At 69.3% G+C, this 12,962-nt stretch carries 13 protein-coding genes; 4 read left to right on the top strand and 9 right to left on the bottom strand.

The genetic code is table 11. The annotated features are described in order from the left end of the window. Window positions 1–395 precede the first annotated feature (395 nt). The 7 genes from ABB34_RS03165 to ABB34_RS03140 form a co-directional block, all read right to left on the bottom strand. The gene (locus ABB34_RS03165) at window positions 396–1,496 is read right to left on the bottom strand and encodes an alpha/beta fold hydrolase (protein WP_057639800.1); all 1,101 of its coding nucleotides are present in this window, start codon (window positions 1,494–1,496) and stop codon (window positions 396–398) included. Between the two features lie 180 nt (window positions 1,497–1,676). Continuing rightward, window positions 1,677–2,984, bottom strand: a complete 1,308-nt coding sequence (locus ABB34_RS03160; RefSeq protein ID WP_057639802.1) for an ABC transporter permease — start codon at window positions 2,982–2,984, stop codon at window positions 1,677–1,679. Between the two features lie 10 nt (window positions 2,985–2,994). After that, window positions 2,995–4,155 (bottom strand): ABC transporter permease, encoded by a 1,161-nt coding sequence (locus ABB34_RS03155; protein WP_057639799.1) that lies wholly within the window; start codon window positions 4,153–4,155, stop codon window positions 2,995–2,997. Between the two features lie 82 nt (window positions 4,156–4,237). Beyond that, a complete protein-coding gene (locus ABB34_RS03150) occupies window positions 4,238–4,924 on the bottom strand; it encodes an ABC transporter ATP-binding protein (RefSeq protein ID WP_057639798.1) in 687 nt (228 codons plus the stop codon). 548 nt (window positions 4,925–5,472) lie between these two features. Then, window positions 5,473–5,688 (bottom strand): hypothetical protein, encoded by a 216-nt coding sequence (locus ABB34_RS14750; protein ID WP_152979487.1) that lies wholly within the window; start codon window positions 5,686–5,688, stop codon window positions 5,473–5,475. Between the two features lie 240 nt (window positions 5,689–5,928). Beyond that, window positions 5,929–7,179 carry an efflux RND transporter periplasmic adaptor subunit gene (locus tag ABB34_RS03145; RefSeq protein WP_057639797.1) on the bottom strand — a complete coding sequence of 417 codons (1,251 nt, stop codon included), beginning with the start codon at window positions 7,177–7,179 and terminating at the stop codon, window positions 5,929–5,931. Between the two features lie 105 nt (window positions 7,180–7,284). Continuing rightward, window positions 7,285–7,722, bottom strand: coding sequence for a DUF2214 family protein (locus ABB34_RS03140; protein WP_161808884.1), 438 nt, complete (start codon window positions 7,720–7,722; stop codon window positions 7,285–7,287). A gap of 174 nt (window positions 7,723–7,896) precedes the next feature. Between ABB34_RS03140 and ABB34_RS03135 the strand changes: the two genes are divergently transcribed. From ABB34_RS03135 to ABB34_RS03120, 4 genes are read left to right on the top strand one after another with little or no spacing between them, the layout of a single operon-like run. Continuing rightward, window positions 7,897–8,811: an ABC transporter ATP-binding protein gene (locus ABB34_RS03135; RefSeq protein WP_425478960.1), complete on the top strand. Its 915-nt coding sequence runs from the start codon at window positions 7,897–7,899 to the stop codon at window positions 8,809–8,811. A gap of 32 nt (window positions 8,812–8,843) precedes the next feature. Next, entirely contained in the window at window positions 8,844–9,590 is a 747-nt protein-coding gene (locus tag ABB34_RS03130) for an ABC transporter permease (protein ID WP_152979486.1), read from the top strand. A 36-nt stretch (window positions 9,591–9,626) separates the two neighbouring features. Next, window positions 9,627–10,823, top strand: coding sequence for a sensor histidine kinase (locus ABB34_RS03125; protein ID WP_245625396.1), 1,197 nt, complete (start codon window positions 9,627–9,629; stop codon window positions 10,821–10,823). Next, on the top strand, window positions 10,820–11,422 hold the full coding sequence (locus ABB34_RS03120; protein ID WP_057639793.1) for a response regulator transcription factor: 603 nt from the start codon (window positions 10,820–10,822) through the stop codon (window positions 11,420–11,422). The genes ABB34_RS03125 and ABB34_RS03120 overlap by 4 nt, the downstream gene beginning before the upstream one ends. A gap of 7 nt (window positions 11,423–11,429) precedes the next feature. Here ABB34_RS03120 and ABB34_RS03115 read toward each other — a convergent pair whose 3' ends face one another. Beyond that, the gene (locus ABB34_RS03115; protein ID WP_057639792.1) at window positions 11,430–11,963 is read right to left on the bottom strand and encodes a cytochrome b; all 534 of its coding nucleotides are present in this window, start codon (window positions 11,961–11,963) and stop codon (window positions 11,430–11,432) included. Next, window positions 11,960–12,962, bottom strand: a 1,003-nt coding sequence (locus ABB34_RS03110; protein ID WP_057639791.1) for a catalase family peroxidase, incomplete at its 5' end; no start/stop codon positions are given. The genes ABB34_RS03110 and ABB34_RS03115, both read right to left, overlap by 4 nt.

The raw sequence follows: 12,962 nt of genomic DNA, 5'->3' as shown, positions 1-12,962 counted from the left end.
TGTGGGGCTGCGGCAGCAGCCAGCCCAGCAGATCGGCCCGCCCGTCGGCCGTGTTGGGAAACGTGCGGGCCGCTTCCGTGGGCAGGACATGGACGACCAATTCATCCTTGGAAACATCAATGCCGACACAGGTATTCATCACGCCTCCGACGTAAGCTGGGGACGAGAGCACTCCCATCGATCCCATGCTTGTTCGCTTCGGACTGTGATCCGATCAACTGTTCGGGCTGAGGATGGGAGCACGGAGTGCGGCGCCCCTGACTCCTACACGTGCTTGCTTGGCACCGCGACTGAACGGGCTGCCGCACTCCGCTCTCACCTGCAACGGTAACGGGATAAATGACACAAGCGACGTGAGTCGCGACCGGGACTTTCGCGGGAACGCCCGTCGCGACTCACGTCGCTCCTGCAGGGGAAGCTCCGTCCAGCGGCGTCGTGGGCACCGGGCACGGCGTGCCGTCGCTGCCGACCTGCGCGAACCAGTCCTCGACCACGCCGGACAGGCGGTCCAGCCGCAGCGGCAGGGTCAGGTGGTCCTCACCCTGCAGTTCCAGATAGCGTGCATGCGGCGCGGCGGCGGCCAGCGCGCGGCCCTGCGCGACCGGGATGTGCGCGTCGTCGCGGCCGTGCAGCAGCAACACGCAGGACGGCACCTGCGCCAGCGCCCGGCCCACGTCCACGCGGTCCAGGTCGATGCCGAGCCTGCGGTCGGCGGCGGCGATGGCCGCGTCCAGCCCGCTGCCGCCGTATTGCCAGCGCGCCAGCGGCAGCGCGAGGTAGTCGCTGATGCGCTCGGGCGGGCGCGACAGCATGTGCGGCACCATCGTGCGGATGGCGTGGCCGGCGTTGTCGAAGGATTCCATCGCCACCACGCTGCGCAGCCGCGGGCCGAGTTCGCGCGCGGCGAAGATGGCGGTGGCCGCGCCATAGGACACGCCGAGCAGGTGCACCGGCCCGTCGATCTCGCCTTCGGCATCGAGCGCATGCAGCGCGGCGGCCACGTCCTGGCCCTCGCGCGTGCCGTAGCCGGAGGGCGCCTGCCCGGAGCGGCCGTGGTTGCGCAGGTCCAGGGCGATGGTGCGGTAGCCGTGCTGCGCCAGCTCCAGCGCCCACGGCAGCAGCGAGCCGCCATCCATCATCCAGCCGTGCAGCAGGATCACCGTGCCGCGCGGCGCCGGGGGGCGGGTTGCAGGCACCGAAGCGTCCAGCGAGAACTCGGGGAAGCGTTCGCCCATGCCGAGGTAACGGTATTGCAGGCGGTAGTCGCCGGGATCGAGTGCGACCCAGTGCAAGGCCACCCCACCGCTGCCGGGCACCGCGCCCTGGCGGTGCGGCAGGCGCGCCAGCAAGGCGTCGATGCGGGCGGTCGGCACCATCGGCGAGGTGCCGCCGGGGGCGGCCAGCCGTGCGCTGAGCGAGAGCGGAGGCGTCGGCGAGGACAGGGCGAAGCCGGCCAGCATCACGCAGGCGCCGGCCAGCGCCAGCGAGCGGAGCATGGCGGGAATCCGGAAAGGGAAGGGCCGCCACGGTAGCCATCGGTGATGGCGGCTGCTACCGCAACAACATGACAAGCGGATGACCGTTGCCTGCCGTTCGGTTTCGGCGCGACGGCGGCAGGGGCGGTGCGGGAACGCTGCCGGGCGCCTGTCGCCGCCCGGCAGCGCCCGTGCAGTGCCTCAGGTTTCGCGCAACGCGGTGGTGATCGGCAGCCGCGCCGCGCGCAGCGCCGGGAACAGGCCGCCGACCAGGCCGATGCCCAGCGCCCACTTCAGCCCGCTCCACAGCAGCTCCGGCGAGACGTGGAACTTGAACACCACCGCGCTGAAGTTGCTGCCGATGGTGGACACGCTGTAGCCGTTGAACACCAGCCACGCCACCGCGCAGCCGAGCAGGCCGCCGAGCAGCGCCAGCAGCATCGTCTCCAGCATCACCGCGGTGACCACCGGCAGGCCGCGGAAGCCGATCGCGCGCATGGTCGCGATCTCCCGCGCGCGCGTGGCCACCGCCGCGTACATGGTGTTGAGCGCGCCGAACACCGCGCCGATGGCCATGATCGTGCCGATCACCTTGCCGAGGATGCTGATCAGCGTGTTCAGCCCGCCGCCCTGCTTGCGGTAGTAGTCGCGGGTGGTTTCCACGTCCAGCTTCAGCCGCGGGTCGGCGGCCACCGCGGCCTTGAACCGCTCGAAGCCGGGCGCGCCCTCGGTGCGCACGCTGATCGACTGGTAGGCGCCGCGCTGGTAGGTGGTGGCCAGCGTCTGCGCGTCGGTCCACAGCTCCGAATCGTGCGCGTCGCCGGAGGCGAACACGCCCACCACCGCCCAGGTCTGGTTGCCGAGGGTGAGCGTCTTCCCCACCTCCATGTCGCGGAACTGGGTGCGGGCGCCTTCGCCGACCACGATCTCGCGCAGGCCGGGCTTGAACGCGCGGCCCTGCGTGATCCTGACCTTGTCGTGCACCATCCAGGCCATGTCGCCGACGCCGCGGAACTGCGCGTTGACGTCGGTGCCGTCGGACCTGGACACCAGGTTGACCACCTGCGACAGCTCCGGCGACAGCAGCGCGCGGCCCTGCGGGTCGTGCGCCACGCCGGGCAGGGTGCCCAGCAGCGGCACCTGGTCGCGGGTGATGACCGAGTTGGTCTCGGCCTGCGAACCGCCGCGCAGCACGATGGCGGTGGTGTCATCGCCGGTGCTGTCGAGCGTGGCCTGGAAGCCCTCGCCCATCGCCAGCATCGCCACCAGCACGCCGACCACGCCGGCGATGCCGACCACGATCACCGACGAGGCGCCCCAGCGCTGCGGCAGGCTGGCGATGCCGATGCGGGTGGCCGCCAGCGCCAGCCGGCCGCCGCGGGTGAAGGCCAGCCACAGCGCGATGGCGACGGCCACCGCCAGTACGCCGACCCACGGCAGCGCGATCCATGCCCCCAGGCCGATGGCGAGCAGGAGGACCACCAATGCGTTCGAGAAGAATTTCTTCATGGTCGTGTCCTCAGCGTCCGGCCAGTGCATCGACGATCTTCAGGCGCTTGGCGCGCAGCGCCGGCAGCACGCCCACCACCAGGCCGATCAGCACGATCAGGCCCGCGCCCATCAACCAGGTCTGCAACGGCACGTGCGGTGGCAGCATGCCCATCGTCTTCGGCGCCATCGCCGGCAGCGCCAGCGCCGCCAGGCCGAGGCCGAGCGCGCCGCCCAGCCCCACCAGCAGCACCGATTCGACCATCACCAGCATCAGCACGGTGCCGTCGCCGAAGCCTAGCGTCTTGAGCGTGGCCAGCTCGGGGATGCGCTCGCGCACCGCCTGCGCCATCGTGTTGCCGGTAAGCAGCAGCAGGGTGAAGAACACCGCGCCCATGATCGAGGTGACGATCATGCCGATGTCGGCGAACTGCTTGATGAAGGCCTGCTGGAACGCCGACTCGGTCTGGCTCTTGGTCTCGTGGTCGGAGTTGGCCGAGATGGCGTCGATCGCCTGCGCCACGCGCGAGGCGTGGTCGGGGTTGTCCAGCGTCACCGTGTACCAGCTGACCTGGTTCTTGATGTAGTCGTTGGATTCGTCGAAGTACTTCCAGTTCATCATCAACTGGCGCTCGTCGTTGCTGGCGGTGGCGCTGTTCTTCGAGCGGAAGATGCCGACCAGCTGCAGCGGCCAGTCGTTGCTGCCGCCGCGCGGGAAGATGGTGGCCTGCAGCGGGATGGTGTCGCCGATCTTCCAGCCGAACTGGGTGGCCAGCGACTGGCCGACGATGGCGCCGGTGCGGGTGTTGCGGAACGCCTCCAGCTGTTCCTTCGGCAGCTCGAACTCGCTGTAGACGTCGAAGTAGTTCGGCGCCACCGAGAAGTTGGGGAAGAAGTTCTTCGGGTCCTGGTAGATGCCGCCGAACCACATGCCGTAGGTGACGTCGCGTACGCCCTGCACCTGGCGGATCTGCGGTTCCAGGCGGATCGGCAGCGACTGGGTGATGGACAGGCGCGAGGCGACCACCAGCCGGTTGGCGCCGGCCACGCTGGCGCCGCCGCTGTTGAAGGCCACGCGCACCGAGTCGAGCATGCCGAACAGCAGGAACGCGGTGACCACCGACAGCAGGGTGAACAGGGTGCGCGTGCGGCTGCGGAACAGCTGCGCCCATATCAGCGAGAAATATTTCATGGCGCACCTCCCTGTACGCCACCCTGCGGGCGGCTTCGCCGTGCAAAACGCCGGTCGTGTTGTTTTTTCATGGCGCGCTCCTTCAGTGCACCGGGGCGTCGGCCAGCTCGCCCTTGTCCAGATGCACGGTGTGGGTGGCGTACTCGGCGGCCTTGGGGTCGTGGGTGACCATGATGATGGTCTTGCCGTGTTCGCGGTTGAGCAGCTGCAGCAGGCCCAGCACGTCCTCGGCCGACTGGCGGTCGAGGTCGCCGGTGGGTTCGTCGCAGATCAGGAAGGTGGGGTCGGAGACGATGGCGCGGGCGATGGCCACGCGCTGCTGCTGGCCGCCGGACAGCTCGTTGGGCCGGTGGTCGCGGCGCTCGGCCAGGCCCACCAGCGACAGCGCGATCTGCGCGCGGCGCTTGCGGTCGCCGGCCGACAGGCCGGTCAGCAGCAGCGGCAGCTCCACGTTCTTCTGCGCGGTGAGCATCGGCATCAGGTTGTAGAACTGGAACACGAAGCCGACGTGGTGGCTGCGCCAGGTGGAGAGCTGGCCGGCGCCGAGCTGGTCGATGCGCTGGCCCTCGATGGAGATCTCGCCGCCGCTGGGGGTATCCAGCCCGCCGATCAGGTTGAGCAGGGTGGTCTTGCCGGAGCCGGACGGGCCCATCAGCGCGACGAAGTCGCCGCGTTCGATGTCCAGGTCGATGCCGTGCAGCACCTGTACCTTTTCGGGGCCGCGCTGGTAGGTCTTGGTGATGTTGCGGAGGGTGACGAGGGCGGTCATGGATGTTCCTCTGCGATGGATGGGGTGATGAAAGCGCAGCACATGGAGTCGCTCGGTATTCCTGCTTTCCCCCTCCCCTGCGCATAGGAGGTTGGGGAGGGGGCTTTAGCTGTTGCTTCTGCAATTGCTGTTGCTGTTGCCTTTTGCTTTTGACTTCCCTGCCGTAGAGCGAGCCGAGCACCGCAGCGGGACAGGGGGCGAAGAGGCGCACGTGTCTGAGCGAAGCGAGTTGTGCGCCGTCCCCCTGTCCCGCGAGGAGCACAGGGGACCGATGCGGCGCAGCCGCATCGGCTCGCGTCCGGCCGTGCTTTCTTTGGGCCACGTTTCTTTGCACGAGCAAAGAAAGGTGGCTCGCTCCTGCGAAGCAGGAGTGAAAGCTCTGCTTTCAGGCTTCTGTTTCCTGCTGCTACCTTTCCTCCTTCGGGGAAACAAGGCAGTGGCAAGGGCAGGGGCTTTCGCTCCCCTATCGGGGAGCGAGTTACTTCTCTTTGCTCGTGCAAAGAGAAGGTAACCAAGAGAAAGCACGCCCTGCCTCCGCGCCCACGGCACTACGTGCCGCGGGTCCACTCCGCCGCCGGGATTTTTCGACGAGACATCCCTGTCTCGTCGAAAAACGACGTGCATCCATGCACGTCGCCCTTCGGGTCTTGTCCGTCGGCTCCGTCGCTGCGGAAGGGAACCCGATAAGACAAGATCACGAGCAACAACAACAACAACAACAGCAGCAACAGCAACAGCAACAGCAACAGCAACAGCAACAGCAACAGCAAAATCCGGTCAGCGGCGAGGTCCGGCTTGGGAGCCCCTCTCCCTGCGGGAGAGGGGTTGGGGTGAGGGGCAATGGAGTCCTGATGGTTCAAACATCATGGACTCCGCTCGCCCCTCATCCGCCCTTCGGGCACCTGCATTCGGCGCATCCATGCGCCTCACCCTTCGGGCGGCTTCGCCGTGCAACTCCGCAATCCTGCCGAGTTGTCTCCCGCAGGGAGAAGGGAAGGGCAACGTCATCTGCCCGCATCACCCGCCAGCGCCACCTTGTCGCCATCCTTCAGCGTCGCAGGCGGATCTACCACCACCGTCTGTCCCGCCGACAGGCCCGACAACACCTGCCGGTCCTTGCCCATCTCGATCCCGGTCTTCAGCGCCTGCGCCTGCACCGTGTCGTCGCCGCCGACCACGAAGGCCACCGACTCCTGCCCGCGCTGCACGATCGCCGCCGCCGGCACGCGCACGCCCTCGGGCTTCTTCTCGCTGCCGTCGACCGGCTTTTCGAGGAAGCTCACCCGCACGCCCATCTCCGGCACGATGCGCGCGTCCTTCGCCTTCAGTGCCACCCGCACCTTCACCGTGGCCTTGCCGCGGTCGGCGGTGGGGATGATGGCGATCACCTCGGCCGGGATCTTCCAGTCAGGGTAGGCGTTGAGCACCGCTTCCACCGGCATCTTCGGCTGCACGCGGCCGATGTAGGCCTCGCCGACCTCGACCTCGATCTCCAGCGAATCCATGTCCACGATGGTGCCGATGCCGGTGCGGGTAAAGCCGCCGCCGGCCGACAGCGGCGAGACGATCTCGCCCGGCTGTGCCGCCTTGGCGGTGACCACGCCGGAGAACGGTGCGCGCACCACGTTGTTGTCCACGCCCAGGTCGGCGATGGCCAGCGCGTCCTGCGCCACCTTGGCGTTGTGGCGCGCGGTGGCCAACTGCGCGCGCAGGCTGTCGCGCTGGGCCACGGACTGGTCGTACTGCGAGCGCGACACCAGTTGCCGGCCCACCAGCTGCTGCAGGCGTTGCGCATCGGCTTCGGCCTGGCGCAGCTGCGCCTGCAGGCCCTCGACCTGGCTGCGCGCGGCGTCGAGCTGGGCGGCGTTGAGCGCGCGCTGGGCATTGGCGTCGATCGGGTCGAGCGTGGCCATCACCTGGCCTTCCTCCACGCGCATGCCTTCCTCGATCATCACCTCGCGCACCTTGCCGGTGATCTTGGCCGACACCGTGGCCATGCGCCGCGCCACCACGTAGCCGCTGGCGTCGAGCACCGAGGCGCTGGCGCTGTCCTGGCCGATGGCGACCACCGGTGCGGTCCGCACTTCGATCGGCTTGCCGCGGCCGAAGGCGATGCCGGCCACGATCGCCAGCACCAGTACCAGCAGCAGGCCCAGCACCCACCACAGCCAGCGGCGCGGTGCGGTCGGGCCGGGCGCGGCCGGCGCCGTGCGGTCTATACGCAATTCCTTGAGCAGTTCGGCGGAGTTGTTCATCGGCAATAGGACGGAGGTGGCGGAAAGATGTGACGGAAGGTAACCGAATCCGTGCATCGCCTGAATCGAGCCGTGCCACGGAGCGGCGTCGGCCCGGATGAAACTTCAGGTGACAAAGCCGATGCCCTTTGCGGCAAGGGAAGCGCAAACGACCAGTGCCGCCACCAGCGCCAGCTCGAGGTGAACGATCCTGCGGATGCGATCAATGGTCGTCCGATCAACGTGCTTGTCGCCGTGTCTGGCGCGAAAAAAGTGGATTGTCGGGTAGATGGATGCGATTGCGATTGCCACAAAAAGTCCCAGCTTGATGAGGAACGGCAGGGAGTGCGAGTAATAGGCCCAGCCCTTCTCGAAGTTGATGGCCCGGTACAGGCCGACCGCGACCAGCAGCCCGGCGCTCAGCCCGTAAAGGGCGTCGATTTTCGCCAGGGCCGGGAATGGAACGCGCTCGGGCGGTGCCTTGAGAAGCGCGAGTTCAACCGCAAGGCAGGCAACAAGCATGAAAGCAAGCAGGAAGTGCAGGGCGGCTGTCGCAGCGGTCATGGAACCATCCTGTTTCATTCGACGCGGCGGGACAGCCGACGGGGACGGATTCTAGGCGGCGGCCCATCGCCATGCAGGTGACGGGTGTCACCTGCTTTGCTTGACCGCATGCACTGCCGGCAGGGGACGCGCGAGCCTACCTTGGCGCCGTTTCCCGGATGACAGGTGATGCGGATGAATGAGGTGGTAGCCAGCCTGCATGGCGTGCACAAGCGTTATGGCACGCAGCATGCATTGACCGGCGTGGACATGGAGCTGCATGCAGGGCAGGTGCTGGCGCTGCTCGGCCCGAACGGTGCCGGCAAGACCACCACCATCGGCCTGCTGCTGGGGCTGTTGCGCGCCGACGCCGGGCAGGTGCGCCTGTTCGGGTGCGACCCGCAGCAGGTGGCCGCGCGGCGCGGCATCGGCGTGATGTTGCAGGACGCGGCGCTGCCGCCGACCTTGAAGACGGGCGAACTGCTGCGGCTGGCCGCCAGCTATTACCCGGCGCCGCGGCCACTGGCCGAAAGCGCGGCGCTGGCCGGCATCGACGACCTGCTGGACCGCCCCTACGGAAAATTGTCCGGCGGACAGCAGCGGCGCGTGCAGTTCGCCATCGCCATATGCGGGCGGCCACGGCTGCTGTTCCTCGACGAACCCACCGTCGGCCTCGACCTGCCGGCGCGGCAGCGGTTGTGGGCGGCGATCCGCACGCTGGCCGGCGAAGGTGCGGCGGTGGTGCTGACCACGCACTACCTGGAAGAGGCCGGGCACCTGGCCGACCGCGTCTGCGTGCTGCTGCGTGGGCGCATCGTCAGCGATGGCAGCGTCGATGCGCTGCGCGCGCGGGTCGCCACGCGCAGCATCCGCTGCGTTTCCACGCTGGATGCGGAAACCGTCGCCGCCTGGCCCGGCGTGCGCCAGGCGCGGCGCGAAGGCACGCAACTGCATGTGACCTGCGACCAGGTGGAAGCGGTGGTGCGGCGCCTGCTCGACGCCGACCCGGCGCTGTCGGCGCTGGAAGTGCAGGCCGCCGGCCTGGACGAGGCATTCCGCGACCTGACCGGCGACGGCACCCCTTTCCCGGACCTGCGCGAGGCCGCCTGATGAACACCCTGCATCCCCCCGTTCCAGCCGCCATGCCGCGCGCCCGCGTGCTGGCCGCCTACCTGCAGGAAACCCGCGCAGAGTGCCTGCGCTACCTGCGCAGCCCGTCGTTCGTGCTGCCCACGCTGCTGTTCCCCGCGGTGTTCTTCCTGATGTTCGGCGTGGTGCTGGGCGCCCGCAATTCGCCGGAGGCGCCGCGCTTCCTGCTGGCCTCCTACGCCACCTTCGGGGTGATGGCGCCGGGCCTGTTCGGCTTCGGCATGTCGCTGGCGCTGGAGCGCGACAACGGCCTGCTCACCCTCAAGCGCGCGCTGCCGATGCCGCCGGCCGCCTACCTGGCCGGCAAGACGGCGATGGCGATGTTGATGGCCGCCTTGATCACCGTGCTGCTGCAGGCCCTGGCGATCAACCTTGCGCACGTGCAGCTGCAGGTGCCGCAGATGCTGCATCTGGCACTGGCGTGCATTGCCGGCAGCATGCCGTTCTGCGCGCTGGGCCTGCTGCTGGGCACGCTGGTGAAGGGGCATGGCGCGCCGGCGCTGGTCAACCTGCTGTACCTGCCGATGGCGTTCCTGTCCGGGTTGTGGTTCCCGTTGTCGATGCTGCCGGCAGCGGTGCGCGGGCTGGCGCCGCTGTGGCCCAGCTACCACCTCAACGCGCTGGCGCAGGCGGCGGTCGGGTTCGACGACGGCCGGGCGGGGCTGCACGTGCTGTGGCTGGCGGCGTTCACCGCGGTGGTCTTCGCCATCGCCGCGTGGCGCCTGCGCCGGCATGGCTGATGGCATCATGCCGGCACACGCAACCGGAACCCGCCCGTGAGCCACCGTCACCTTCCTTCGTGGCTGAAGCCCGCCCCCGATTCGGTGGTGGCCGACAACCTCAAGCTCGGCAAATGGCCGTGGCTGGATGCGGTGCACCTGCTGTGGAGCGTGTGGGTGTTCGTCACCCCGGTGTTCAGCGGTGGCTTCACCCTGCGCTGGACGCTGATCACGCTGTGGTCGTACCCGCTGTTCCTGCTGCTTTATGCGTTGACCCTGCTGGCGTCGCGGCGCACCGCGCCGCTGTTCGCGCTGGGAATGATCGTGCTGACGTTCGCGCTGCTGCCGGTCTATCCCTCCGGCATCAGCTATTTCATCTTCGGCTGCGTGATGCTGCGCACCGGCTGCGCGCGCGGCACCGCCCGTTACCTGCTGGAGCTGGTGGCGCTCAATGTCGTGTTCATGGCGCTGGCGTTGTGGATCGGTTATCCGTGGCAGAGCATTGCCTCGGTGCCGGTGCTCTCCATCATCATCGGCCTGATCGTCAACGTCGAACGCGCCAGCAGCGAGAAGGACGCCGCGCTGCGCCTGTCGCACGAGGAAGTGCGGCGGCTGGCTGCCACCGCCGAGCGCGAGCGCATCGGCCGCGACCTGCACGACCTGCTCGGCCACACCCTGTCGCTGATTGCCCTGAAGCTGGAGCTGTCGCGCAAGCTGTTCGAGCGCGACCCGGCACGTTCGCAGGGCGAACTGGCCGAGGCCGAGCAGATCGCCCGCGACGCGCTGGCGCAGGTGCGCAGCGCGGTCACCGGCTTCCGCGCCGCCGACATGGCCGCCGAGCTGGCCTCGGCGCACCTGCTGCTGGAGTCCTCGCGCGTACATCTGCGTCACGCGCCGCCGCCGCCGATGCCCGGCTGGATCGAATGCGGGCTGGCGATGGTGCTGCGCGAGGCGGTGACCAACATTGCCCGCCACGCGCAGGCCGGCGAGGCGACGATCGTGCTGCGCATCGAGGGCGATGCGGTGCTGCTGGAAGTGGCCGACGACGGCCGCGGCGGCGTGTCGGCCAATGGCAACGGCCTGGCCGGCATGCGCGAACGGGTGGCGGCGCTGGGCGGTACCCTGCACATCGATTCGCCACGTGGCGCCGGCACGCGCCTGAGCGTGCGGGTACCGCTGGGGCAGGGTGATGCAGCGCCGGCACGACGCGAACGGATTGCCGGCCAGCACGCATCGGCGGAGGCGCGCGCATGATCCGCATCCTGCTCGCCGAGGACCAGGCGATGGTGCGCGGCGCGTTGTCGGCGCTGCTGAACCTGGAAACCGACATCGAGGTGATCGGCACCGCCGCCGACGGCGAAAGCGCATGGCGCGAACTGCAGCGGCTGCAGCCGGACATCCTCGTCACCGACATCGAGATGCCCGGCCTGACCGGGCTGGAACTGGCCCAGCGCGTGCAGCGCCACGGCCTGCCGTCGAAGGTGGTGATCGTCACCACCTTCGCCCGCAGCGGCTTCCTGCGCCGCGCGCTGGACGCGGGCGTGCAGGGCTACCTGCTCAAGGACGCCCCCGCGGAGAAGCTGGCCGAGGCCCTGCGGCAGGTGCACCGCGGCGGCCGCGCCATCGACCCGCAGCTGGCGGTGGAAGCGTGGTCGGAGGCCGACCCGCTCAACGACCGCGAACGGCAGGTGCTGCGCCTGGCCGGCGAAGGCCGCTCGGCCAACGAGATCGCCGAGCAGCTCGGCCTGTCGCACGGCACCGTGCGCAACTACCTGTCCGACTGCATCGGCAAGCTCGGCGTGGCCAACCGCATCGAGGCGCACCGGCTGGCGCGGCAGAAGGGCTGGCTGTAGCGCGTCGTCACCGCCGGCCGCGCGCCATGCCGGAAAACACGCCGTCGCGGCGCACCCAGGCATGGAACAGCGCCGCCGACAGGTGCAGCAGCACGGTGGCGAACAGCAGCCGCGCCAGCCAGCCGTGGGCGTCGCGCAGCCATGCGTACAGCACCGGGTCGTGCGGTACGATCGCCGGCAACTGCAGGCGGCCGAGCATCGTGATCGGGTAGCCGGCGGCCGAGAGCATCGCCCAGCCGATCAGCGGCATCGCCAGCATCAGCGCATACAGCAACCAGTGCGAGGCATGCGCGGCCCGCACCTGCCAACGCGGCAGGTCGGCCGGCAGCGCTGGCGGGCGGTGGCGCAGGCGGTGCGCCAGCCGTACCACCGCCAGCAGCAGGATCGCGATGCCGAGCGGGCGGTGCAGGTCGATCAGCCACGGCCGTTGCGATACCGAGGCGACCATCGTCACCCCGATGAACAGCATCGCCACGATCAATACCGCCATCAGCCAGTGCAGCACGCGTGCGCGCAGGTCGAAATGCCCGGGTGCGTTCATTGCACGCCTCCGCGGCCGCTGGCTTCCGGCGCCCGGCCACGGGCGATCTCGCGCTCGCGGCGGTTGAACGACTGCGAATACACCGCCGAGCGCGCGGCCAGGATCGGATCGTCCGAGGCAGCGATGCCGGTGGGCAGGATCAGCGGGTCGTAGTTGACGTCGCGGCAGGCGCCGTCGGCCTGCGGCCCGGCGCCGGTCAGCTCCAGCGTGCCGGCCAGCACCTGCTCGCGCTGCTGCTCCGGCCATGGTTGCGCGGGATCGTCCACCGGATCGCCGGGCGCGGCCACGGTCAGCACCAGGTCCCAGCGCAGCGGGCCTTGCGCCAGCCGCGCCTGCAGGTCTTCGGCGAGGAAGTCGGCGTCGGCCTGTTCGCGCTGGCGCGCGTCCAGCGGCTCGAACGCGGCCTGCGGGCGCATCGACCAGCGCACGTGGCGCACGCGGCCGTCGGCGGCGATGAAGCGGAAGGCGTTGACGCTGTTGTAGCGGGTGTTGGTCCAACTGTTGGACCACGGCGCGCTCCTGGCCCACTGCATGAACTTGCGCGCCTGCGGGTACTGCTTGAGGAAGGCCGCCATCTTCGCCGGGTCCGGCTTGCCGGTGGCAGGGTCCGGGCGCGAGGCGAGCGTCTGCGCTTGGAACCCGGCCGGAGTGGACACGGCGAAGAACGGGAAACTGTTCATCGCCGTGCGCCATTGCTGGCCGTCGTCGCTGCGCAGCAGCAACGCCATGCTGCGCACGCGCGCTTGGGCGTCGGCCGCGTGCGGGTCGCCGCCGGCGATCGACAAGCGCCCCAGCACCGGCACCTCCGGCTGCACGAACACGCGCGCGCTGGACAGCGCCGTGCCGGCGCCGTTGCCGCGGAACACGCCCTCCACACACATGCCCTTGCTGTGCGCGCGGCGGAAACCGGGATGCGATGGGCCATTGCCCTCGATCGCGTCGATCATGCGCTGTGCGGTCAGGCGTCCGCCGGCCGGGTGGCCGGCGGACGCCTGACCG

Origin of the sequence: Stenotrophomonas daejeonensis (assembly GCF_001431505.1) — a bacterium.
Lineage (GTDB): Bacteria > Pseudomonadota > Gammaproteobacteria > Xanthomonadales > Xanthomonadaceae > Stenotrophomonas > Stenotrophomonas daejeonensis.
The sequence above is the reverse complement of the archived record's forward strand: the minus strand, read 5'-3'. Positions and strand labels throughout refer to the sequence as shown.

What these genes read in the sequence shown, in the direction of transcription:
- ABB34_RS03165 (WP_057639800.1), bottom strand. Translation starts at nt 1,496, where the DNA reads ATGCTCCGCTCGCTGGCGCTGGCCGGCGCCTGCGTGATGCTGGCCGGC.
- ABB34_RS03160 (WP_057639802.1), bottom strand. Translation starts at nt 2,984, where the DNA reads ATGAAGAAATTCTTCTCGAACGCATTGGTGGTCCTCCTGCTCGCCATC.
- ABB34_RS03155 (WP_057639799.1), bottom strand. Translation starts at nt 4,155, where the DNA reads ATGAAATATTTCTCGCTGATATGGGCGCAGCTGTTCCGCAGCCGCACG.
- ABB34_RS03150 (WP_057639798.1), bottom strand. Translation starts at nt 4,924, where the DNA reads ATGACCGCCCTCGTCACCCTCCGCAACATCACCAAGACCTACCAGCGC.
- ABB34_RS03145 (WP_057639797.1), bottom strand. Translation starts at nt 7,179, where the DNA reads ATGAACAACTCCGCCGAACTGCTCAAGGAATTGCGTATAGACCGCACG.
- ABB34_RS03140 (WP_161808884.1), bottom strand. Translation starts at nt 7,722, where the DNA reads ATGACCGCTGCGACAGCCGCCCTGCACTTCCTGCTTGCTTTCATGCTT.
- ABB34_RS03135 (WP_425478960.1), top strand. Translation starts at nt 7,897, where the DNA reads ATGAATGAGGTGGTAGCCAGCCTGCATGGCGTGCACAAGCGTTATGGC.
- ABB34_RS03130 (WP_152979486.1), top strand. Translation starts at nt 8,844, where the DNA reads ATGCCGCGCGCCCGCGTGCTGGCCGCCTACCTGCAGGAAACCCGCGCA.
- ABB34_RS03120 (WP_057639793.1), top strand. Translation starts at nt 10,820, where the DNA reads ATGATCCGCATCCTGCTCGCCGAGGACCAGGCGATGGTGCGCGGCGCG.
- ABB34_RS03115 (WP_057639792.1), bottom strand. Translation starts at nt 11,963, where the DNA reads ATGAACGCACCCGGGCATTTCGACCTGCGCGCACGCGTGCTGCACTGG.